Genomic DNA, 22,586 nt, shown 5'->3' with positions numbered 1-22,586 from the left:
GTTTATGTACATTCATCATAAAGCAGCAAATTATAAAGATGATTCGCTGCTTGTTTTGATGAGTCTTCTATAAGCAAAATAAAAACAGATGACGCCAAAAATGAATAGATAAGCCAGTTTAGCCAATACCAATTGAGTGGGCACACCCATTTGATTGAGTTGAATAAACAGCTGCACGATATGTGTAGACGGCAGTAGATTCGCAAAAAATTGCATCCACAGCGGCATAGCAGCATGCGGCCATGCTACACCTGTCAGCATAAATAGTGGAATGGAGCTAAACACAATCACATGTCCCGCACGCTCAGGCAGATCTAAAAAACTGGCAAACAGACAGCTGATCCCAATAATACAAAAGACTGAGATGGGTACTGCCAATAACATGCCCGTAAAATTTCCACCGCGTGGATAATCAAAAAACCACAAGGTAAACCCAAATAAATAAAAACAGCCTAAGCAGCCAATGCTGAAGATGGCTAAACAGATTGCAAACAGACGTTGAATATTTAAGGTGACTTTTCGTTCCCGATAAACAGCCAGCAACATACTTAAACCTAGAAAAATCGTTTGATGAATAATCAGTGGCGCAACCGCAGGAAACACATAGCTGCCATAACCTGAAAGTGGATTAAATAAAGGAATTTGATGAATCGACATTGCAGGGCTAAACGTAGAAATATGGCTAAACTTTTCAGCATATTCAGCCAAGCTATTTTCAACCGATGTGGCTAAACCTAATCCAATTTGTTTCGTCACTAAAAAGTTGGCAGCACTTAAGTACAAGCCAATACCACCTTGCTCCCCATGCCGAATAGACTGAGATAAGTTAGAGGGCAACAACAAAATGCCATCTGCTTTTTGTGTTTTTACCCATTGTTTGGCTTCAGCAAAATTACCAGTGACTGCTTTAATATCGACATTGGGGCTTTGGCTGACGTGCTGAATAATCTTACTGCTGAGAGCACTCTGTTCTTCATCGACAATAATAATGGGTAGGGCTTCTGCCTGTTGGGCTTGATACGCTGTGGGATAAAAAAAGCTATAAAACAAGACAGATAAAATCAAGGTGGTAAAAATACTACTGTGCCCGACTATATCTTTAAAGGTCTGACAGTAGGCTTGCCAAAGAGACTGCATTAATGTGCTCCTTGACGTATTTTCTTTAAAAATAGCAAGGCGATTGCACCATAAACTAAAACATAAAGCGCAAGAATCATCAAGGGTTGCAAGGAAATACTGATTGGACTACCAATGACCCATTGTTCTGTTTGTAGTTTGGCATAAGGTGTAAAGGGAATAATATTCGCCCAAAATTGGGTAAAGATTGGTGCATTGTTTAACGGTAACGTGACACCGGCAAAACTTAATGATGAGCCGCCATAGACTGCCAGCAAACCAAAAGATTTGGTTAAATCACGGGTTGCTAGCACCACGGCTGAACTTAAAAAAGCATAGGCACTATAAAATAGAATTTGCCCAAGCATGATCATCCATAATGAGCCGGCAATAAACCATCCCCGAAATTCGACCAACCATAGCATCCATACCCACGTCCAAGCGCAAAATATCGCGACATAAAGTAGATTTTTTGAGACTAATGCTGCGATGAATGATTTGTCTTTTAACCAATCTTGCAAAGTATGGCGTTTTAATTCCTGTCCGACTGCAAAAGCAACGCAACAACACAGCAATAAATGCAAAATGGCAGGAATCATATACGGTTCTAAATACAATTCGTAATTGAGTTGTGGGTTATACAATGGAGAAATTTTAATATTGGGTGTCGGTGCATCTAAAGCAGGCAGGGCATTAGCTAAATATTGCTTACCACTAAATTTTGCAATGGCTTGTAATGAGCTTAGCAGCATCGCAGATGAAATGGTGTTACCAATACTGAAGTAACTTTGGTTAAACGCAATACTAATCTCAGCATCTTGGGCTTTCACCAAGCGCTGTTCTGCACCGTTCGGAATATGAATATAGCCCCAAATCTTATTTTCATTTAAGAGCTTTTCAACTTCATGGCTTTGGATCGAAACACTATGAATTTTCAGGGTGTGATTTAAGGCTGCATGTGCATAAATTGAATGGCTTAAACGGCTATGATCTTGGTCAATAATCGCAATAGGTAAATGTTCAGGTTTCCCTTGTGCAAACATGCATGTAAATAAAATCAAAATAAAAGCAGGCACAATGGTGACTAAGCAAAGATCCCATCGTTCTCGCATCAGATACCGTAGTTCACGATTAATCCCTGCGCAGAATCCGCATCGCATTATTTGGACTCTTTTAATTTAAACAACACACTCATGCCCACTTTTAAATCGGGTAATTCGGTTTGTGGCACAAGCTGTACTTTAAAGCTACGCACATCATAGCCACCGGTTTGGCGTGTGGTTTTAATGGTGGCAAATTCACCTTCTGCACTAATGCTTTTCACTTTAAAAGCAACTGTTTGATTTAAGGCAGGAATGAAACCCTGTAAAGATGATCCCTGTTTTAAGCTGCTGTATTGATCTTCACGAATATTTAGACTGACCCAACGCTCACTTGAAATCAAACTCACGACGGGTACGGCAGTGGCAACCAATTCCGTGATATTGCCATAGGTTTTAGATACTGTGCCATCAATGGGCGCCATTAAAACAGTTTCAGCTTCAAGAGCATTGGCTTCATTGACTGCAGCTTGTGCAATTTCAACTTGGGCATCTGCCGAGCTTTTTTGTTGTGGTGTGCTGCCGCGTTGTGCCCGTTGATATTGTTGATAAGCCGCTTCCGTCATTTGAGCTGCAGATTGCGATGCAGCATACAGTTCATCGCGACGTTGTTTCGAAATCACGCCCTCTTTAAATAAGTTTGCAGCACGTTGATAAGAGACTTTGGCTAAATTTTCTTGAGCTTTTAAGGCTTGCCAATTGGCATATAAACTGGCTGTATTTTCATCTTGTGAACCACGCTCGGCTGTGGATTGTAAAGCAAGCGCAGATTGCAATGTCGCTAAAGCTTGTTGTTTTTTCGCTTCAACTTCAGGACTTTTTAAACGGACTAATAGCTGACCTTTTTGGACGTTATCACCTTCCTGCACCAATATCTCATCAATTCGACTCGGAAGTTTGGTTGCTAATTGTACGGTTTCAGCTTCTACACGACCTTGTAGTTCAATCTCATTGGGTTGATAGCTTTTCCATAAACCAAAGGCAATGAGCAAAAGCAGAATCGGAAGCAGTGCAAGCAGTAGATGTTTTTTCTTGTTATCTGTCGCTGAATTCTTTGGCACTGTCTCGGTTGTTTTTGGCTCAGCGTTAAGCACTGGAGCATCATCATTCACGTCATCATGCGGTGGTTGATTGTCGGTCATGGCTGGCTCCAATTAGCGAATGTAGTGGGTGTTGGCATGTTGCATATAGCTCGAAAAAGTCTGAATTGAACCATGACTTTGTAAGAGCGTAGCGAGCGACATAACATATTTATAAGCATTTAATGCTGTTTCTGCTTTTAAAGCATTGAGCATGTTTTGTGCATCAATCACTTGATTGGCTGTGCCGACATCTTCTTTAAATGACAATTCCTGAATGCGTAAATTTTCCTGCGCGGCTTTCATGTTTTGTTGTAATAGCACATCACTTTGCTGCGCGCTAACGGCTTCACTATACGATTTATAAATCAGGGTTTCGAGTTCTTGTTGCGTACGCGCGGTGAGCAGTTCAGTTGCATCCCGTTTTAGTTCTGCGGCTTGAATATTTTTGTTTTTATCGATCCCTGAAAATAAGTTGTAACGTGCGGCAACACCGACAATCCAGTTTTGATTTTGATCGAGACTGTATTCACCAAAGGCAAAGACATTTGGCTTTTTGGTGGCTTGCTGTGCCTTGATATTGGCTTCTGCCAATTGAGTATCCATCTGCATTTTTTTGATGAGAGCAGAATTTTGGCTAAAGGTTTTTAATAATTGATTCAGATCTTGCGGTTCAGCGCGATTCACAAACAGGGGCGTGGCTAATTCGGTAATGCTGCTTTGTTGTAATAGATTGTTCAGTTGAAACAGCGCAGCCGATAAATTGGCTTGATTGTTCTGTGCGCTACGTTCGGCATTGTTACGTGCAACCTCAAACTGCATACGCTGACCTTTACTGATAAAGCCTTGCTGCTCTAGTTTTAAAGCATTTTTATAATGTAATTGCATGGCATTTAAATTGGATTGTGCAGCATGTTGTAATTGTTTTTGGAATTGTACATTAAAGTAAGTTTGAATCAGCTCAAAACGTTGTAAGTCTTGTTGTTCCTGATTGGTTAAGCTGCTTCGACTTGATTGAATCTGCGCGATTTCCTTGGCGCTTGAAGTCAGACCACCCGTATATAAGGGCATCATCACAGACACCGTTGAGCGAATGACTTGATCTTCAAGAATCACGTTCGCTTTATCTGGAATTAAACCAATCCCGCTATGAATGGTATTGTTAATGCCATTTTGCAAAGGATCAGTTATCCCTGAAGGCAAGCCATTCGCACTTTCCCATTGGCTAATTTGACTGTTAATGCCTTGAGACAATGAGCCTTCTAAATTATTTTTAAACTGTTGTAGTGGAATGTCCACTTCGCTATGGAAGGCATAAGCCCGTACGTTGAGATCAACACGTGGTAAGCCCAAACCTTTTGCAGCTTCGGCTTCAAGTTGAGCGGCTTGTTCTAAGTTATTGTACGCCTGTGAACTATATGATGACTGCAAAAGTTGCTGTTCGGCTTGTTGGAAACTGATACTTTGTGCTTGTACAAGGCTGCTACTCAAGAGCGTAATACTGAGTACGGATAATTTAAAATTAAAGCCTTTGCTGTTTTTGTTTTGGGTCATAAAGCAGTCAGTTTAATCAGTGAAGGACAAGGATTTCACTTATTATAAATCAACTGCTTGCAAGAGAGTGAAAAAGCAAAGTTGTAGTATTGTTGCTGCCATAAAAAGGACGCTTTCGCGTCCAATTTCTAGCTATTGACCGATCTTTTAAAGTTTTCATCATTTGAGCAGAAATTTAGACAATCTTTCAGAATGCCGACAGCACGATAAATATGTTCAGGCTTATCCAAATATATTTGACCGTTATTTAAAACTTCTAATCCAGCACGATCGAGTTCGATACGTCTTTGATCATCTATAGGCACAATAAATTGAACGGTAGGTCGTTTACGATTGACGTCATAACGGAATAGCCAACGATTATTTTTATTTTGATATAAAACTGAATAATAACTTTCGGTATCTTTCGCTGTGAGTTCATGCGTTGGGAAAAGCTCACTGACAATGCGATGTAACTCTTGCTCGTCAATGGTTGTGATAATACGTTCATTATCAGGATGGATAATATCTTGAGGTATATTTATTTGAATTTCAGCATCACGATTGAATGTCTCTAAGGCTTCATGTTGTTGTTCAATCGGTTGTGCTGTAATGATTGTCGGTGCTGAAAGTCCTTTGACAACAGTATCACTAATGGCTTTTTCGACAGCTTGTTTGACGAAAGGTTGAATATTCTCTAAAAATTTTGTGTTCAACTGTCTACTAATGTTGGCTTGTTGGGCAACATAACGCACAAAATCAATATCGACTTCATTAATACATTTTTTGATGACAGCTTTAAATTGCTGTATATATTGATTTTCTTCAGCAAAGTAACGTAATTTTTCAACATGGAAATTATCATGTTTAAATTCTGCTAATTGTGTGAGTTCTTCAGCTTTATGTTTCGTAAAGTCGATGACAAGGAAGGGTTTCTCATCCATCACATTGGGATTGATTAAGTCAGTGAAGAAACGCCACTCACGTCCATTGGTAATCACGCCAATGGTAACGCCAAGGGTAGAATTAAAGTAACGCGAAAGCTGTGGGGCATGGTTGGTCAGATTGCTCGTGTAGCTCTTTGCTTCAATAAACATGACAGGTTGTCCATTGCAATACAAAGCATAATCAACACGCTCAGTGGCTTTCACACCTGGAAAGTCTGCGGCAAATTCTGCAAGCACCTTAGTTGGATCATAAGGGCTAAAGCCTAATATATCGAGTAACGGCAGGATCAAAGCTTGTTTTGTGGTTTCTTCAGTTGCGCAATGTTGACCGACACGATTTACATGCTCAATGTGAAGTTTTAGGCGATTAATAAAGTCTTGCATGTCTTACCCCAATTATAGATAGTTGTTTGTTTTTTATTCTTTATTGATTCATCATAAATGTTTTAAGATGAAACTCAAACATTTAACAAAATTATTAAAGTTATTATTTATATATAAGACTTATGGTCAACGTATCTTCTGAATCTATATTGATTTTTTAATTGTATCTTAAGTCTAAGATTGGAATAATTTTGTGCAAGACCGCACCATCTATGGTTAAATGTCATCATTTTATTGTGTCTCACATAGATAAGGAAAACTCATGCGCGCGTACAACTTCTGTGCTGGTCCTGCTGCATTACCAACTGCCGTACTTGAAAAAGCTCAAGCTGAAATGCTCGATTGGCAAGGCAAAGGTCTTTCGATCATGGAAATGAGCCATCGTAGTGCAGACTACGTTGCAGTTGCTGCAAAAGCAGAAGCTGACCTACGCAAACTCATGAACATTCCAGAGAACTACAAAGTATTGTTCTTACAGGGTGGGGCATCATTACAGTTCTCTGCAATTCCATTGAACTTATTGGGCAAAAACAATAAAGCTGATTATATCCATACGGGTATTTGGTCAGAAAAAGCATTAAAAGAAGCAAAACGTTACGGTGATATTAATGTCATCGAAGCGGGCACAACCGATGCTGAAGGTAAACTTGCGATTACTGAACAAAGCACATGGAACTTATCAGATGATGCGGCTTATGTGCATTATGCAGATAACGAAACCATTGGCGGTATTCAGTTTGCAAGCATTCCTGAAACAGACAAACCTTTGGTTGCTGACTTATCGTCAAGCATTTTGTCAGCACCGATTGATGTGACTAAATTTGGTGTGATCTATGCAGGCGCACAAAAAAATATCGGTCCTGCGGGCTTAACTCTTGTCATTATTCGTGATGATTTATTGGATCAAGCGAAAGAAGAAATCCCAAGCATCTTGAAATATTCAGCTCAAGCGAAAAATGATTCTATGGTGAATACACCATCAACTTATGCTTGGTACTTATCAGGTTTAGTGTTTGAGTGGTTGCTTGAACAAGGTGGCGTAGATGCGATTCATAAAGCCAACCTTGCCAAAGCGGAATTGTTGTATGGTTATATTGATGCAAGCGATTTCTATGCAAACCCAATTGCCAAAGAATACCGTTCAATCATGAATGTGCCATTTACATTGGCGAAACCTGAACTTGAAAAACAGTTCCTTAAAGAAGCTGAAGAAAATCACTTGTTAAATCTTGCAGGTCACCGTTCAGTGGGTGGTATGCGTGCAAGTATTTATAACGCCGTACCATTAGAAGGCGTACAAGCATTAGTAAACTTCATGGATGACTTTGCAAAACGTAATGCATAAGTCCTAAATGCAAAAAACCCAGCTCAGGCTGGGTTTTTTTATATCAAAATAAGGTTAAAGAATAAAAAGATGCAAAATAAAGCCGCACATAATCATACCCAATACAAAAAACAGGCAAGACATCATGTCGAGGTTATAGCGCGAGCTTAAATGATGCTCAATTTGCTGTATATTTTCTTCTTGCACGATTTTCATAGATATTTATAGTCCGATCTATTTATCGTTAATTCATATGAGTTAAAAGCATTTTTATCATAAAAAATTGCTTAAATAAAGTACATTCTGAATTAAAGCGCATAAAGCGTGTATTTTATTCATCAACTAGAATAAAGATCGAAATCAGCCTGACAACAGCAGTGGCATCAGCAATTCATGTACTCTTTAAACACAAAGTTAGAGATTAAGTTATTTTAAAAGATGAATTTATTAAATTTAAAATTGTGGATAACTGTATTAATTTTTTGAATTTAATTTGTGCGGAAAATAGACGAGTTTGTGGGTAAATAATCATCAGCCTAAAATCAGGTCTAAGTATATTGATGTCCAAAAAAAAGGAGAGATCCATTTACTATGAATATCTCCTTCATTTCATGCTTAACAGGCGACTTAAGATGCAGTGCTATAAATGCTGGCTTGAATCCATAAGTTACCGCGAATATATTGACCAATTTGGAAATCTTTAAATTTTGGATCGCGTGTCGCAATACGAATTAAAGTTGCCGCTTGTCCTTCGTCATGAATCAATGCGACATCATATAAACAGTAGTCTTGATCCATAAATTGCATACTGCTTTTACCAACGATATTGCCTTGGAACCATGCTTCATCTTCTTGCCCAATGGTTTCACCATATAAATAAGCAACCATTTTTGAAAAATCGACCGTCACAGGAGCTTTATCATCTTCATTTTTCGGTTGCCAAGCATCAATTTGCTCTTGCAAGTTGGCAGGTGCAACGCCGTCATTGGCTGCCAAAATATCATTTAAAGCACGATGATGTTTAATTGAGGCAGGGTCATCGACCACTAGATGTTCATGATCCGCCACGGCTTCAAGCTCGTATGCCCAAGCATTTAAATTGACGGTGTATTTTTGGTTTTTGTCATAGTGGGCATGATTGACGCTGTATAAATTATCGAAGGCATAAATGATATTGTTCATGCCTAAATTTAAGCGTAGAACCGCTTGTGTATTGGTTTTGCAGGTAATAATCCGTTCAATATTGGCTTGAACTTTATAAGGGCTTTCAAAACTTGGAAACGCCGTTTTGACAGACTGAGGTTTATTATTGTCTACCGCAATGACTTGTGACAGTTGCACAGCCGCTTTTTTCGGTCCTTGAATGAGCCAAGTCGATTCATCCATCTCGCATTCTTGTGTGCAAATACCCATTGGCATGACAGGCGCATTCAACGCCAAACCTAACCACTTAGGTACATCCGTATTGGGATTTTCTGTAAGCAAATTCCAATGTTCAACATGACTACCGAAGTTTTGATCATCAATAGTGACAATCTCTGGGCTATTTTGATTTTTCATATGCACAAGTGATCTTAGGTTGCTTATTTATAGTTAATCGAGGGTTATTTCGATTTTTCAAGTCTATACACGAATTTTAAATTAATGCGCATTTATAGGACTGTTAATGCTGAGCTGATTGAGCAAGCATCATCCCCTCAATTTAAGAACAAACAACACAGCGTTCTGAACATGTTTAGATGCAATTAGACAACGCCTTCATGGGCTGAGTTTGCTAAAATAAAATACTCTGTAAGTCTTTGGAAAATTGAGTGCTGCCATTTAAATTATGGGTCGATGCAGACGCATTGCCACGAATTTTACGTGAAGTGATTATTCGTGCCTCTGATCGTTATCAACTTGAAGTAACCTTTGTTGCCAATCAGTCGGTGGGTATTACACCGTCAGTTCGGATTAATTCGATTCAAGTCATGAGTGGTGCAGATGCTGCGGATAAAGAGATTATTCGCCGTATGAAGCCGCATGATATTGTCATGACTCAAGATATTCCATTGGCAGCTGAAGTCATTGAAAATGGTGGGATTGCGATTCATCCACGCGGTGAAATTTATACCACTGCCAATGTCAAAGCACGTTTGCATCTGCGTGATTTTATGGATACGTTGCGCAGCGCAGGGGTGCAGACTGGTGGTCCACCGCCCATTTCAGAGCGGGATAAACGCGAATTCTCAAGTGCATTAGATCAAACTATTCAAAAACAGAAACGTAAAACAGCAGGGCTTTAGTTGAATACAGTACCATCACAAAACAATATCATATTCACCTATGCACTTTTGGTATTGATTTGGGCAACTACGCCACTCGCCATTGTTTGGAGCGTGGCAGATTTACATCCCATGTGGGCTTTGTCACTGCGCTTTTTTTTAGCATTGCCATTCGCCTTCGCTTTGCTGTGGATATTTAAAGTTCATTTCCCCCGCGATAAATTGTCTTTACAAAGCTATGTGGCAGGGGCGTGCAGTTTTATCGGTTCGCAAATTTTTATCTATTGGTCAACCTATTATTTAAGCTCAGGCATTATTGCTTTAATGTTCGGTTTAGCACCGATTATTACCGGTTTAATTGGTCGTTTTGTTTTTAATCTTAAGCTGGCGTTGAATCAATGGCTAGGTATGGCAATTGCTGTGGTCGGATTAGCGGTCATTTGTTTAGGTGGCAGCGATCACCATATTCAACCGATTGGCATTGGCTTGGCTTTAATGAGCGTTTTGGTTTATTGCGCGTCAATGTTTTGGGTGAAAAAGATTAATGCACCGATGGATCCGATGGCACAAGCGGCAGGTTCGATCAGTATCTCCGTGATTTTTGCTGCTGCCATGCTGCCGTTTATTTGGCAGTTTGCGCCAACAGAAATGCCCCATGCGAAATCTTTATTTGGTTTAGGGTATGCAGTCATTATGGCATCGTTAATTGCGATGTTCTGTTATTTTAAATTGGTCAAAAATATTAAACCGTCGACATTGTCTTTAACCACAGTATTAACACCGGTCATTGCTTTAATTATTGGCTCGTTGCTCAATGATGAGAAGTTGTCAGGTTTGGCGTTTGTCGGTGTGGTGATTTTACTGAGCGGCTTGGTTTTATATTTCCTAAAAGAAATTAAGGCGAGTATTCATACCCGCCCATAACAACATGTGACAGACGCTTTTAAGCAAAGCCTGCTTTGACACATTCGCCTAATTTCGCGCGATCTTGCGGATGCAGCGTAATAAAGTAAGCACCTGTACGGAACTTATTATTTTCTTCTTCGCGGCTATAGACCACTTGTGCGGTTGCTGCGACATGAAAGAAGTTTTCAGGGTGGCTTAAGGTCACGTGAATATAGGCACCTTCAGTGATCGGACGATCGGTAAAGAAGCTAAATCCTGTTTCTGAAAAGTTGACTTGCTCAGGTACAGGTAACATGCTTTGTACAATCGCGTCATACAAAGAACCAGTAATAAGGTTTAACTTTTGGTTGAATAAGGATAAGATTCGAGCAATTTGTTGATCTTTTTCAGATAATTGTTCTAATTCGTAGTTTAACGCGTGATCAAATTGATCTAATTCTGCAAGTAGTAGAAAATAGCGAGGCAATACGAAGTTAGGATCGTAAGGATCATTTAAAGCAACATCATCGGAAATAATCTGATAATTAATTCGTAAGGCAGCATCGATACGTGACATCACGCGTCTTTCCGTAGAAACGTTTTGATGCTGTACATTTTCCATTATTTATTACCTCGGACTAGATGGTTATGTTCAAACCAATCTCGCTGTATATAGGGTTGAAATATACTCGCGCACGGCGTAGTAACCACTTCATCTCTTTTATTGCTTTGGTATCTATGATCGGTCTCACGCTAGGCGTGGCTGTTCTGATTACAGTATTATCTGTCATGAACGGCTTTGACCGAGAGTTAAAGAATAGAGTATTGGGGATGGTTCCCCAAGCGACTGTTTCTTCAACACAAATTTTACCAAATTGGCCGGAACTTGCAAAGAAAATTGAACAACATGAACACGTTCAAGGTGCGGCACCGTTCACGCAATTGCAAGGAATGTTGACCGCTCAAGGACAAGTGTCTGGCATTATGGTGACCGGGATTGAGCCCAACTATGAAAAGAAAGTCTCAATCATTCAAAATCATATGGTCGAAGGTAGCATCGATAGCCTGAAAAAAGGTGAATTCGGAATTGTACTCGGTAAACAATTAACCGATGCCTTAGGTCTGGGGCTAAATGACAGTATTACTTTAGTCTTACCTGAAGCAACACCTTCTCCTGCAGGTGTTGTACCGCGCTTTAAGCGTTTTAAAGTGGTTGGTATTTTCAGTATTGGTGCTGAAGTAGATTCGATGATGGGTTATATCGCTTTGAACGATGCAGCTACTTTGCTACGTCTACCAGACGGTGCGCAGGGTGTGCGTATGAAGTTGGATGATATTTTCCTTGCACCACAAGTATCACGTGACATCGTGTCTGATTTACCTGCTAACTTCTACGCATCAGATTGGACTTATACCCACGGTAATTTGTTCAGTGCCATTCAAATGGAAAAAGCCATGGTGAGCTTGCTGCTATTCCTTATTGTACTGGTCGCTGCCTTTAATATCGTGTCTTCATTGGTGATGGTAGTAACGGATAAAAAATCAGACATCGCGATTTTACGTACGCTTGGTGCTTCACCAGCAACAATCACTAAAATCTTCATGGTGCAAGGTACTGTTATTGGTGTGATTGGCACATGTGCGGGTGCGATTCTCGGCATTATTGCTGCCACCGGTATTAGCGGATTTATTGGTTGGTTGAATAATTCGCTTGGCTTACATATGTTCGATGCTTACTTTATCAACTACTTACCGTCTTATTTAAGATGGCAAGATGTACTTGTGATCGTGGGTTTGTCATTGGCTTTAAGTTTTGTCGCAACGATTTATCCAGCATTACGTGCAGCAAAAATTCAACCTGCGGAGGCTTTGCGTTATGAGTAATATCATTTTAGAGGCGCAAGACATCCAAAAATCATTCACTGATGGTAAATCAAAAGTGGATGTGATTCGTGGGATTTCACTGCAAGTCAAAGCGGGTGAGTTTGTCTCTATTGTGGGTTCAAGTGGTTCAGGTAAAAGTACTTTACTGCATGTTTTGGGTGGTCTAGATCGTCCGACATCGGGTCAAGTCATGGTGAATGGACAGCGTTTTGATACCTTGTCAGAAGCTGAACGTGGCTATGTACGGAATGCGCATTTGGGCTTTGTTTATCAATTCCATCATTTATTGCCAGAATTTACCGCGCTTGAAAATGTCGCAATGCCACTCATGCTCCGTAAAGACACCAAATTTAAAGAAGCCAAACAACAGGCGGAATATCTACTTGAGCGTGTGGGTTTATCACATCGTTTGACCCATCAACCGGGAGAGTTGTCTGGTGGTGAGCGTCAACGTGTGGCTTTGGCACGTGCTTTAGTCGGTCGTCCTAAACTGATGATGGCAGATGAACCAACCGGGAATTTGGACCGTAAAACAGCGGTCAAAATTTTTGAGTTATTGTCGGATTTACGTCGTGAATTTAATATGGCGATGCTCATTGTGACCCATGATGAACAGCTCGCACAGTCCGCAGATTCAATTTTACATATGCAAGATGGCGTGTGGGTTTAAGTTCTCATTAATGGAATGATCGCCTTTTATTGAAGCCCACCTCGGTGGGCTTTATTATAAGCTAAAATAAAAAGCAAAATAGAATCATAAAAAAATGCTGCAATGCTTATGTCTAGGCTGGATTTTAGGTCTAGCGATGATGGGGAAAAGCCATCTTTACATCGAATGCTCAGCCATGCAGGTAATGTCACTGATCTGTATGTGGTTTCTATTCTTCCGTTTTTTTCATACCCCACTTCATACAGCCAAGTTTAAATTTTTAGTTGCTTTGGGCAGTTTTGTGTTTGCATTTATATTAGGGCACGCTTATTCCAACCACGCGCTGAATCAGAGACTTATGCATGTCGAACATGAGGTGAGTCAACGAGATATTATTGCGTATGTCAAACATTTGGATCGATGGTCAGAGAATAGCCTTCAACAGCCCATTGATGTATTGAATATCGACGGTTCACATGTGCAATGGATGGCTTCGATTAAAGCCGAGCCTACTCATTTGCAAAATATGCCTGAGCTGAAGCTTGGACAATATTATCGCTTACACGGCGAAGTTCGACCTGCACAAGCTTATGCAACGCCAGGCGCATTTGATGTCGAGAAATGGTATATCGAACAAAATATCATGGCTGGATTTCGGGTAAAACATGCTGAGTTACTGAGCCCACAACAGGTCTATCAGCTCGGATATAGCCGCCATGTCAGCGCACAAAATTCTCTTACTGCCCATTTTAGACTGTGGGTTGAAAGTAAACGATCTGAGCTACGTGGCTTTTTAATTCGACAACCGATTCGGCAAAAAGGTTTATTACTTGCATTACTCACAGGTGATAAAAGCCTACTCTCTAAAACCACGCAGCAACAATTTCAACGTTTTGGGATGAGTCATTTACTGGCAATTTCAGGGCCACATGTGGTGATTTTTGCTTTTATGGTTTGTTTGTCATTGCAATGGTTTTTCGCAAAACAATGGCCTTCGATTTTTCTGCGTTGGCCACGGCAATATTTACTCTGCATTCCATTTTTAGCCTGTGTCTTTTTGTACTGCGCTTTTGTTGGCTTTGAAATTCCAGCCATGCGCACTTTTTTGATAACGTTTATCATTAGTTTGGCACTGCTTATTCAACAACAGCTTCAGCCCATTAAACTGCTTCTTTACAGCGCTGCCATATTGTTACTGTTCGATCCTTTTAGTATTTTATCTGCCGCTTTTTGGCTGTCCTATGGCGCATGTTTTGTCTTGCTCCGTATTTATCAAACTTTACAGCAGCAACCACAGCAAGACTTTTTAAGTGTGCGGGATAAGCTGTATTTGGGTTTAAAAGTCTTGGTCGAATCGCAGTGGAAAATCTTTTTAGCATTGTTTCCCTTAATGATCATTTTCTTTAAACAAGTGGCATGGATTACACCTTTGAGTAATCTCATTGCAATTCCTTGGATTGGTCTGATCATCGTTCCACTTGATATTTTAGCAGCGTTGCTCTTTTTTATTTCCGAACCTTTATCGAGTTTGATCTTTCAGCTTAATGATCTGTTTATGCAGCTCCTCATTGGCTTATTAAACTTTATTGATCGTTTATTTGCACCCAAACTGATTCCCATGGCAATGAACAGCTGGATGGTTCTGTTATCGATATTAGGCTTAATAATTCTATTTGTACCGAGAGGCATCTTGCCTAAATCTTGGGCAGCGATTGCACTCTTTCCATTAATCATGCCGAATCATCAACAGGATATTCAGCTTTCAATCTTAGATGTCGGGCAAGGGCAATCTATTTTTATTCAAGACACGATATCTAATATGTTGGTCGATACGGGTGGTTATTATGATGAAGAAAAATTTAGTGTGGGTCAGCAAATTATCTTGCCATTTTTATCCGTGAATGGTGTCGCAAAGCTGGATCATTTATTACTGACCCATTTAGATCAAGATCATAGTGGAGGATATGAATCGATTAAGCATCAGCTTAAAGTGAATCATGTGTATGCCAATGAATTTATATCGACAGCAGCGCGTTCACGTTTTCAACTTTGCTATCGAGGGCAACGATTGAATTTAAGTGAGCAGGTGCAGATACAGGTCTTATCTCCAGCGCAATACGAGCATAAACCGCGAAATTTTAATAAAAATGAAATGTCGTGTGTATTGCATGTTTACATTCCCAATCAAGGGCCATATCAATATTTCTTATTAATGGGAGACGCGGGTTGGCAAACAGAATTTGAACTATTACAGCATTATCCAGATTTAAAAGTGGATGTCTTGGTGCTTGGGCATCATGGTAGTCACAATAGTTCGGCTTATGATTTTTTAGAGTATTACAAACCTAAACTTGCGATTGCTTCAGCCGGAAAATTTAACCGTTATCGCCATCCAAGTCCCTTAACACAGCAACGATTAAAAGATTTGAATATTCCCTTACTGAACACGGCAGAGGCAGGTAGTATTCACTTCAAAATGCAAGGCTCGGTTTTACAGCTCAATATGCAACGCAATGAACAGCGCTGGCTTAATCGTAAGACGATGACTCTAAATTAGCCTGATTTTTTGCTTTTTCACGCAGGGTGTTAATTCGCTGTAGTGCTTCGTCAGGGCTAATGTCGTAGATATTGCCAATCTCTGGATTGGCTTTGAAGCGTTTATAACTCCAATGGTAGTGTTCCGGGTAGCGATGAATTAATGTTTCTAAAGCGTTTAAAATAATATGTGTGCCTTGATTCGCATCGCAAGTGTAAATTTGCTCATCAATGGGTTCGACAAACATATCAAAACCTTGGGTTTGATTACGCTTGGCATATAAGAATAAAACTTTGGCTTTGGTTTTTTGAATAAGTTTGGCACTTAAATTACTGGTCGCTAAAGGAACCCCAAAATAAGGAATATATTCACCGCCCACATGTGGGGTATGATCAGGCAAAATGACCGTCGTTCCACCTTGTTTCAACGCTTTAAAAATTTGCCGCACGCCAGATTCATCGGTTGGTACTAAATGGGCATTTTCTCGACTACGCGCTTCACGTACGAAACGATCAGCCGATTCATCTTTTACGGGTTTATACATGATGGTCATGGAAGTAAATTGTGCGATATACGCATTCATGATTTCCCATGTACCAAAATGCGGTACGATCAATACCAAACCTTTTTGAGCCGCTAAAGCATCGTGTATCAGCTGTTCACCTGAAATATGTTGAATGCGCGCAATATTTTTTTGATTGCTTGAGCCCCAAATATTAAAAAACTCAAAATAAGAAATCAGTTCGTTTTGAATCGCTTGGCGCGTGATGCGCTCGCGTTCTTGCTCAGAAAGTTCAGGCAAACAAATCTTTAAATTCAGGCGAATATGATTCGATGTTTTTGAAATACCAAAAACATTAATAAATGCTGCAAGCCCACGTGCAAAACCACGTAAAAGTTGAAGCGGCAAACGGCTTGTAAAATTCAATAAACCGTACAGTGAATTCTTTGATCCTTGATCGTTCATTGAATCTTTTTAGTCGCGGAATGATGATTTAATTAAAATTATTATAAGTGAAAACACGTAGTTTAGACAGATTTTAAGAAATCCATGTATATAATGACGACAATATCACTTGATTCTTGGATTATTTATGTCCGATTGGCCACCAAAAACTGAAAATCAAACGCATAATATTCAAAAACCTACCGAGCCCACAGGGCCTGAATGGAAGTTGCTTGAGAAAGCAGTCTTATCTTCTGTAGAAGAACAGCGCCGAGCGCGCCGTTGGGGAATTTTCTTCAAATTTCTGACCTTCGCATATTTGTTATTTATTATTCTTGCCTTGGGCAAAAGCTGTAGTACGAGCTCAAATGATGCCACCACAACATCAGGTTCTCATCTTGCGGTTGTGGATGTGATTGGTACGATTGCTGCAGATAAGCAAAGTGTAAACAGTAGCAATACCAATAAAGCGCTAAAAAAAGCCTTTGCCAATAAAGACAGTAAAGCTGTAGTGCTTAACATTAACTCACCGGGTGGATCGCCTGTTCAATCTGATGAAATTTGGCAAGAAATTCGCTATTTGAAAAAAGAATATCCCAATAAAAAACTTTATGCTGTGATTGGTGATACAGGCGCTTCGGGTGCTTATTATATTGCCTCAGCTGCTGATGAAATTATTGTTAATCCATCGAGCCTTGTCGGTTCAATTGGTGTGATTATGCCAAACTATGGGGTCAACAACCTGATGCAAAAACTTGGGGTTGAAGACCGCACCATGACTTCAGGCGAAAATAAAGCGCTTTTATCGATGACACAACCTGTGGATGCTGCGCAAAAAGCTCATGTTCAAGGTGTTTTGGATAATGTCCATAGTCACTTTATCAATGCAGTCAAACAAGGTCGTGGTACCAAGCTAAAATCACAGGACCCTGCGATTTTCTCTGGTCTTTTCTGGACAGGTGAGCAAGCTGTAGCATTGGGTATTGCAGATCGTACCGGTAGTCTACAAACCCTGAAACGTGAATTGAAAACTGAAAAAGCATTGAACTATACCATTGAGCATAATCCGCTTGAATCGATTTTAGGTCGTATGGGTGCATCTTTTGGTGAGGGTATTGCCGCTTCAATTTCAAATCAGATCCAGTCTGAAAATAATACGAAATTACAATGAAAGCATTAATTCATTTCGCGCACGCCAATGGTGTGCCATCAAAAGTCTATCAAAAGCTGTTTGATGCACTTGCTGATGACTTTGATTTGATCTATACGCCGTTACTTGGGCCTGATCATCGTTATCCAATTGATAATCATTGGAAGAGTCTAACGCAACAAGTCATTGATAGTATTGTGCAACAATCCCAAGGGCGCAAAGTGATTGCGATCGGGCATTCACTTGGTGCTGTGTTATCGTTTCAAGCAGCTTTAAAACGTCCTGAGTTATTTGAACAAGTAATTATGCTTGATCCACCTTTAATTATGGGTGTGCATGCTTTTGGTATGCATATTGCCAAAGTATTGAAGCTGAAACTTGTGGATACCATGTCGCCGGCAGCATTGTCTTTACGCCGTCGTGATCATTGGGAGTCGCGTGAGCAAGCGGCTGAGTTATTGCGTCCTAAAGGTTTTTATCAGGATTTCGATGCCGAGTGTTTTCAAGCGTATATTGATCATGCTTTAACAGAAGATCCGATTCGTGGTGGTGTGCAACTGACTATTCCAAAAATGGATGAAGTCAATATTTTTAGAACCAATCCTTCATTGTGGTGGTTACCGCAGCCGAAGCCACAAGTGCCAATGCATTTGGTGGTTGCAGAGAAAGGACCTTTCCTTAAACCGGGTTTCCCAAAAATGATTAAGCAGAAATTTGGTATTGAGTATACGGTGGTTGAAGGTGGGCATATGTTCCCCTTAGAACGCCCATTCGAGATTGTAGCCTTGCTTAAACAACTGATTGCCAAACGTCAGTCTGCATAGGTGTAATCTCTGAAGCAATAAAAAAACGCATCCGAGGATGCGTTTTTTTATTGCTAAAATTTGATTAAAACTTGCAGAATTGCATGGGTTCAGCCATTGGACGACCCTTGAACAACACACCATTGTCTGTGTATTGAATTGTCTGGGTACAGATCGACTCCACAACTTGTGGATAGATCAGATGCTCAAGATGATGCACTCGAGTGGCTAGAGTCTCAGCAGTATCATGTACACCAACTTGAATTACACCTTGTGCCAAGGCTTGACCTGCATCAAGTTCCGCAGTGACATAATGCACTGTGCAACCATGCAAGCGATCACCTGTGTTTAGGACACGTTGATGAGTATGCATACCTTTATAATAAGGCAATAGAGAAGGGTGGATATTCACCATTTTCCCTTGCCATGCTTTAACGAATTTCGCACTCAAAATTCGCATAAAGCCTGCAAGTACTACCAAATCAACATCCCAAGCGAGCAATTGCTGATGCATGACATCATCAAATGCTTCGCGATGTGGGAAGTGTTTGTGTTCAATGACAGCCGTTGCAATAGCTGCATTTTTTGCACGCTCTAAAGCGTAAGCTTCAGGCTTATTGGAAATCACCCCAACAATCTGCCCTGATAGATTGGCATCAATCAAGGCTTGCAGGTTAGAACCACTGCCTGAAACAAGTACAGCAATTTTAATCATGGTATGGGCTTATGCAAAAATCACACGGATTTTTTCGTCTGCACCTTCAACAGATTCAGCATTATCTGCAATGTGACCCATATTCCATGCTTTTTCGCCCAGTTGGTTTAACAACTCAACGGCTTGCTCTGCATCATTTGCATCAACCACAAGCACCATACCAACACCACAGTTAAAGGTACGATACATTTCGAACTGTTCAACACCACCTTCTTTTTGTAGAAGTTGGAATAGTGCAGGCCACTGCCAAGATGATTCGTTGACAATGGCTTGAGCACCATTCGGCAATACGCGAGGTAAGTTACCGGGTAGACCGCCACCCGTGATGTGCGCCATTGCGTGAACATCAACATGTTTTAATAATTCAAGAATTGATTTGACATAAATGCGTGTTGGTTCCATTGCGACATCAGCAAGTGGACGACCATCAATGATTTGGTTTAAATCAACATTTTTTACATCTAAAATTTTGCGAAGTAATGAGTAACCATTTGAGTGTGCACCTGAAGATGCAACACCAATCAGAACATCACCTGCTTTAACTTTAGAGCCATCAATAATTTTGCTTTGCTCAACCACACCGACACAGAAGCCTGCAAGATCGTAATCTTCGCCTTCATACATCCCCGGCATTTCAGCAGTTTCACCACCGACTAAGGCACAACCTGCAAGTTCACACCCTGCGCCAATACCAGTCACTACATTGGCTGCAACATCAACATTTAAGTGACCTGTTGCATAGTAGTCGAGGAAGAATAATGGTTCAGCACCACAAACCAAAAGATCGTTTACGCACATTGCCACCAAGTCCTGACCAATCGTGTCATGACGGTTCAAATTCAATGCTAAACGTAGTTTTGTACCTACACCATCCGTGCCAGATACGAGAACAGGTTCTTCATAACCTTTAGGAATTTTACAAAGGGCACCGAAGCCGCCGAGTCCGCCCATCACTTCAGGACGTTTGGTACGCTTAGCGACAGATTTGATTCGATCGACTAATAAGTCGCCCGCTTCAATATCGACACCTGCATCTTTGTAGCTTAAACCAGTGTTTGGGGTAGAAGTTGAGTTGCTCATAATGAAGTCTCCGCATTCGCGCGGGGATTATAACCTGAATATACGAAACTCTTATGTTATTTATGCCCTAAAATGCTATCTTTATTGAAATATTTTACTTTTTATAATGATTCATTGAAAAAAGGCGAGACTCTATGGTAGATCGTACTTTGCGTCGTATTTTTATCCTCGCAGGAATTGCGTTGATCGTTTGGGTTTTGTATTTGCTTAAACCCGTTTTATTGCCATTTGTTGGTGCCTTTTTAGTGGCTTATTTATTTAGCCCACTGGTCGATCGACTACATCATATGGGTTTGCCACGTTGGTTATCAATTAGCTGTGTGTTTATCGGCATTGGTGTGGTACTCACCTTGGCACTTTGGTATCTAGTGCCATTGGTATGGCAACAGCTCATGTATGCAAAGTCGCATATTCCTGAAGGTATTCATTGGATTAATTATAATTTACTTCCTTGGGTATCTCAAACTTTTAACCTTGTTCCCATGGAAATTGATACCAATCAAATCACGATTGCAGTGATGGATTATGTGCAGACCAACTACAGCGCTGACAGTATTCAAGCCATGGCAATGAAAGTCGCGCAGTCTGGATTGAACTTCTTGCAGATCGGTGGTGTCGTGGTTTTAATTCCGATTATTGCCTTCTATTTCTTGCTCGATTGGGGGCGAATGCTCGACAATTTACGTGGACTGATCCCGCGTCAATATGAACCTGAAACGATGAAAATTGTGGGTGAATGTCACTCGGTTTTAGGTGCCTTTGTTAAAGGTCAATTCTTGGTGATGGTTCTGCTGGGTATTGTCTATGCGGTTGGTCTACAACTGATTGGCGTTGAGGTTGGTTTAATCATTGGTATGGTCGCTGGCTTGGCTAGTATCATTCCTTATCTAGGTTTTGCTGTCGGTATTATTGCAGCCATGATTGCCACATTGTTCCAATTTGGTTTGGATTGGATGCAAATCATCTTAGTGATTGTTGTATTTATGGTGGGTCAAGCCATAGAAGGTTATATTCTGCAACCGTTCTTATTGGGTGATAAAATTGGGCTATCGCCAGTTGCTGTCGTTTTTGCAGTGCTTGCGGGTGCGCAATTAGGTGGATTCCTCGGCATGCTGATTGCATTACCCGTGGCTGCTGTAATTGTTGTTTTATTGCGGCATTTAAAAGAATGGTATGAGCGGAGTGCTTTATACGCACCACGTCAAACCATGATTCAAGCTGCGACACCGGGTACAATCAATATTGAGAGTGATGAGATTGATGTAGAGATTGAAATGAAATCTTCATCAGCAAAATCACTGCAAGTTGATGAAAAAAAAGCTAAGATGAATCCAAACTCACCACTTGATGAATAGGGCGTTACCTTAATATGCGTCAATTGCAATTAGACATAGAACCTCAGCTCGATGCCCGAATTAGTGATTTTTCAGGTCCGGGTTGGGGACATGTGATTGATGCCATTCGTCAACTGCATACAGGCTTGATTAGTCGCTTTTATGTGTATGGCGGTGCAGGCTCAGGTAAAAGTCACCTGTTGTCTGCCATTTGTGATTCTTATTTAGAAGTGGGTAAGTCAGCGATTAAAGTTTCTTTATTGGAACTTTTAGATGCACCCACTGAAGCCATTAGTTCCCTTGATCAATATGATTTAGTGGCTTTAGATGATATTGAAGCCATCAGTGGCGTACCACATTGGCAAAGAGCAGTATTTCACCTAATTAATTATAACAATGAAGGTGGAGGGCAATTGGTGTTTTCATCTCGTTTTGCACCGATTGAACTTAAACTCGAACTTCCTGATCTACAATCACGTTTAACGCAGGCGGTGAGTACTCGGGTTCCTAATGGGAGTTTATACGCAGATCGTTATAGTTTGGTTTCATCCGTTCTTGATCGTCGTGGTATTCATTTAGATCAACAAATTTTTGATTATTTGTTAAACCATGGCTCACATCAGGCGTCAGTATTATTACAAACATTAGAACAAATTATTCAGCTGTTTAAGGGCGAAAAACTCAAAGTCAGTCATGCCAATTTACGACAAATTTATGCACTGATTGACGAATATCGATAAATGATAAAAATTGTTGAGAATTTCAGCAGTCTATGACACAGTAAGGCAAAATAATTCGAGGTTGCAGGGATTTTGCGACTTAAGAATAAAAATAGATAAAAAATTAAGGAGAAAGTC

The 22,586-nt window shown here is 40.4% G+C and carries 20 protein-coding genes; 10 read left to right on the top strand and 10 right to left on the bottom strand.

Annotated elements, in window-relative coordinates:
* Positions 1-30: 30 nt before the first annotated feature.
* The 5 genes from GFH30_RS09100 to GFH30_RS09080 all read right to left on the bottom strand — a co-directional run bounded on the left by GFH30_RS09100 (position 31) and on the right by GFH30_RS09080 (position 6,159).
* Positions 31-1,137 (bottom strand): ABC transporter permease, encoded by a 1,107-nt coding sequence (locus tag GFH30_RS09100; RefSeq protein ID WP_153371951.1) that lies wholly within the window; start codon positions 1,135-1,137, stop codon positions 31-33.
* Entirely contained in the window at positions 1,137-2,276 is a 1,140-nt protein-coding gene (locus GFH30_RS09095) for an ABC transporter permease (RefSeq protein ID WP_153371949.1), read from the bottom strand. The genes GFH30_RS09100 and GFH30_RS09095 overlap by 1 nt, the downstream gene beginning before the upstream one ends.
* Complete coding sequence (locus GFH30_RS09090) at positions 2,276-3,358, bottom strand: HlyD family secretion protein (RefSeq protein WP_153371947.1); 1,083 nt, start codon at positions 3,356-3,358, stop codon at positions 2,276-2,278. The genes GFH30_RS09095 and GFH30_RS09090 overlap by 1 nt, the downstream gene beginning before the upstream one ends.
* A 12-nt stretch (positions 3,359-3,370) precedes the next feature.
* Entirely contained in the window at positions 3,371-4,849 is a 1,479-nt protein-coding gene (locus GFH30_RS09085) for a TolC family protein (protein ID WP_153371945.1), read from the bottom strand.
* 128 nt (positions 4,850-4,977) lie between these two features.
* A complete protein-coding gene (locus tag GFH30_RS09080) occupies positions 4,978-6,159 on the bottom strand; it encodes a type I restriction endonuclease (RefSeq protein WP_153371943.1) in 1,182 nt (393 codons plus the stop codon).
* A 262-nt stretch (positions 6,160-6,421) separates the two neighbouring features.
* Here GFH30_RS09080 and serC point away from each other — a divergent pair, with 262 nt between their 5' ends.
* The gene (serC, locus tag GFH30_RS09075; protein WP_153371941.1) at positions 6,422-7,504 is read left to right on the top strand and encodes a 3-phosphoserine/phosphohydroxythreonine transaminase; all 1,083 of its coding nucleotides are present in this window, start codon (positions 6,422-6,424) and stop codon (positions 7,502-7,504) included.
* 606 nt (positions 7,505-8,110) lie between these two features.
* Here serC and GFH30_RS09070 read toward each other — a convergent pair.
* The gene (locus GFH30_RS09070; RefSeq protein WP_153371939.1) at positions 8,111-9,043 is read right to left on the bottom strand and encodes a hypothetical protein; all 933 of its coding nucleotides are present in this window, start codon (positions 9,041-9,043) and stop codon (positions 8,111-8,113) included.
* A gap of 251 nt (positions 9,044-9,294) precedes the next feature.
* On the opposite strand from GFH30_RS09070, the gene GFH30_RS09065 reads away from it, so the two are divergent.
* Positions 9,295-9,768: a YaiI/YqxD family protein gene (locus GFH30_RS09065; protein WP_153371937.1), complete on the top strand. Its 474-nt coding sequence runs from the start codon at positions 9,295-9,297 to the stop codon at positions 9,766-9,768.
* Positions 9,769-10,671, top strand: a complete 903-nt coding sequence (locus tag GFH30_RS09060) for a DMT family transporter (protein ID WP_153371935.1) — start codon at positions 9,769-9,771, stop codon at positions 10,669-10,671. It begins immediately after the preceding gene.
* A gap of 19 nt (positions 10,672-10,690) precedes the next feature.
* On the opposite strand, the gene GFH30_RS09055 is transcribed toward GFH30_RS09060, so the two are convergent.
* Positions 10,691-11,254 carry a PilZ domain-containing protein gene (locus GFH30_RS09055; protein WP_153371933.1) on the bottom strand — a complete coding sequence of 188 codons (564 nt, stop codon included), beginning with the start codon at positions 11,252-11,254 and terminating at the stop codon, positions 10,691-10,693.
* A 26-nt stretch (positions 11,255-11,280) separates the two neighbouring features.
* Here GFH30_RS09055 and GFH30_RS09050 point away from each other — a divergent pair, with 26 nt between their 5' ends.
* The 3 genes from GFH30_RS09050 (at position 11,281) to GFH30_RS09040 (ending at position 15,722) form a co-directional block, all read left to right on the top strand.
* Entirely contained in the window at positions 11,281-12,516 is a 1,236-nt protein-coding gene (locus GFH30_RS09050) for a lipoprotein-releasing ABC transporter permease subunit (protein ID WP_153371931.1), read from the top strand.
* Complete coding sequence (gene lolD, locus GFH30_RS09045; RefSeq protein ID WP_153371929.1) at positions 12,509-13,186, top strand: lipoprotein-releasing ABC transporter ATP-binding protein LolD; 678 nt, start codon at positions 12,509-12,511, stop codon at positions 13,184-13,186. Before GFH30_RS09050 ends, lolD begins: the two co-directional genes overlap by 8 nt.
* Positions 13,187-13,280: 94 nt before the next feature.
* Positions 13,281-15,722: a DNA internalization-related competence protein ComEC/Rec2 gene (locus GFH30_RS09040; RefSeq protein ID WP_153371927.1), complete on the top strand. Its 2,442-nt coding sequence runs from the start codon at positions 13,281-13,283 to the stop codon at positions 15,720-15,722.
* Here the strand turns inward: GFH30_RS09040 and GFH30_RS09035 are convergent.
* Positions 15,694-16,668 carry a lysophospholipid acyltransferase family protein gene (locus tag GFH30_RS09035; protein ID WP_153371925.1) on the bottom strand — a complete coding sequence of 325 codons (975 nt, stop codon included), beginning with the start codon at positions 16,666-16,668 and terminating at the stop codon, positions 15,694-15,696. The two genes, GFH30_RS09040 and GFH30_RS09035, sit on opposite strands and share 29 nt — an antisense overlap.
* A gap of 127 nt (positions 16,669-16,795) precedes the next feature.
* On the opposite strand from GFH30_RS09035, the gene sppA reads away from it, so the two are divergent.
* On the top strand, positions 16,796-17,818 hold the full coding sequence (sppA, locus tag GFH30_RS09030) for a signal peptide peptidase SppA (RefSeq protein WP_153371923.1): 1,023 nt from the start codon (positions 16,796-16,798) through the stop codon (positions 17,816-17,818).
* Positions 17,815-18,621: an alpha/beta fold hydrolase gene (locus GFH30_RS09025; RefSeq protein ID WP_153371921.1), complete on the top strand. Its 807-nt coding sequence runs from the start codon at positions 17,815-17,817 to the stop codon at positions 18,619-18,621. Before sppA ends, GFH30_RS09025 begins: the two co-directional genes overlap by 4 nt.
* A gap of 64 nt (positions 18,622-18,685) precedes the next feature.
* Here the strand turns inward: GFH30_RS09025 and purN are convergent, their stop codons facing one another.
* The gene (purN, locus tag GFH30_RS09020) at positions 18,686-19,315 is read right to left on the bottom strand and encodes a phosphoribosylglycinamide formyltransferase (RefSeq protein ID WP_153371919.1); all 630 of its coding nucleotides are present in this window, start codon (positions 19,313-19,315) and stop codon (positions 18,686-18,688) included.
* A gap of 9 nt (positions 19,316-19,324) precedes the next feature.
* Complete coding sequence (gene purM, locus GFH30_RS09015) at positions 19,325-20,395, bottom strand: phosphoribosylformylglycinamidine cyclo-ligase (RefSeq protein ID WP_153371917.1); 1,071 nt, start codon at positions 20,393-20,395, stop codon at positions 19,325-19,327.
* Positions 20,396-20,529: 134 nt separating this feature from the next.
* On the opposite strand from purM, the gene cxpE reads away from it, so the two are divergent.
* Together cxpE and hda are read left to right on the top strand one after the other, a co-directional pair.
* Entirely contained in the window at positions 20,530-21,750 is a 1,221-nt protein-coding gene (gene cxpE, locus GFH30_RS09010; protein ID WP_153371915.1) for a chloramphenicol efflux transporter CxpE, read from the top strand.
* A 14-nt stretch (positions 21,751-21,764) separates the two neighbouring features.
* Positions 21,765-22,469 (top strand): DnaA regulatory inactivator Hda, encoded by a 705-nt coding sequence (hda, locus tag GFH30_RS09005; RefSeq protein WP_153371913.1) that lies wholly within the window; start codon positions 21,765-21,767, stop codon positions 22,467-22,469.
* Positions 22,470-22,586 lie beyond the last annotated feature (117 nt).

It is taken from the genome of Acinetobacter wanghuae, from assembly GCF_009557235.1.
In the GTDB taxonomy this organism is placed as follows: Bacteria; Pseudomonadota; Gammaproteobacteria; order Pseudomonadales; family Moraxellaceae; genus Acinetobacter; species Acinetobacter wanghuae.
Note: the sequence above shows the minus strand (reverse complement) of the source record. Positions and strands in the feature narration are given on the sequence as shown.

Coding starts and splice junctions, on each gene's coding strand:
- GFH30_RS09100 (WP_153371951.1), bottom strand. CDS start 1,137: ATGCAGTCTCTTTGGCAAGCCTACTGTCAGACCTTTAAAGATATAGTC.
- GFH30_RS09095 (WP_153371949.1), bottom strand. CDS start 2,276: ATGCGATGCGGATTCTGCGCAGGGATTAATCGTGAACTACGGTATCTG.
- GFH30_RS09090 (WP_153371947.1), bottom strand. CDS start 3,358: ATGACCGACAATCAACCACCGCATGATGACGTGAATGATGATGCTCCA.
- GFH30_RS09085 (WP_153371945.1), bottom strand. CDS start 4,849: ATGACCCAAAACAAAAACAGCAAAGGCTTTAATTTTAAATTATCCGTA.
- GFH30_RS09080 (WP_153371943.1), bottom strand. CDS start 6,159: ATGCAAGACTTTATTAATCGCCTAAAACTTCACATTGAGCATGTAAAT.
- serC (WP_153371941.1), top strand. CDS start 6,422: ATGCGCGCGTACAACTTCTGTGCTGGTCCTGCTGCATTACCAACTGCC.
- GFH30_RS09070 (WP_153371939.1), bottom strand. CDS start 9,043: ATGAAAAATCAAAATAGCCCAGAGATTGTCACTATTGATGATCAAAAC.
- GFH30_RS09055 (WP_153371933.1), bottom strand. CDS start 11,254: ATGGAAAATGTACAGCATCAAAACGTTTCTACGGAAAGACGCGTGATG.
- GFH30_RS09050 (WP_153371931.1), top strand. CDS start 11,281: ATGTTCAAACCAATCTCGCTGTATATAGGGTTGAAATATACTCGCGCA.
- lolD (WP_153371929.1), top strand. CDS start 12,509: ATGAGTAATATCATTTTAGAGGCGCAAGACATCCAAAAATCATTCACT.
- GFH30_RS09040 (WP_153371927.1), top strand. CDS start 13,281: ATGCTGCAATGCTTATGTCTAGGCTGGATTTTAGGTCTAGCGATGATG.
- GFH30_RS09035 (WP_153371925.1), bottom strand. CDS start 16,668: ATGAACGATCAAGGATCAAAGAATTCACTGTACGGTTTATTGAATTTT.
- sppA (WP_153371923.1), top strand. CDS start 16,796: ATGTCCGATTGGCCACCAAAAACTGAAAATCAAACGCATAATATTCAA.
- GFH30_RS09025 (WP_153371921.1), top strand. CDS start 17,815: ATGAAAGCATTAATTCATTTCGCGCACGCCAATGGTGTGCCATCAAAA.
- purN (WP_153371919.1), bottom strand. CDS start 19,315: ATGATTAAAATTGCTGTACTTGTTTCAGGCAGTGGTTCTAACCTGCAA.
- purM (WP_153371917.1), bottom strand. CDS start 20,395: ATGAGCAACTCAACTTCTACCCCAAACACTGGTTTAAGCTACAAAGAT.
- cxpE (WP_153371915.1), top strand. CDS start 20,530: ATGGTAGATCGTACTTTGCGTCGTATTTTTATCCTCGCAGGAATTGCG.
- hda (WP_153371913.1), top strand. CDS start 21,765: ATGCGTCAATTGCAATTAGACATAGAACCTCAGCTCGATGCCCGAATT.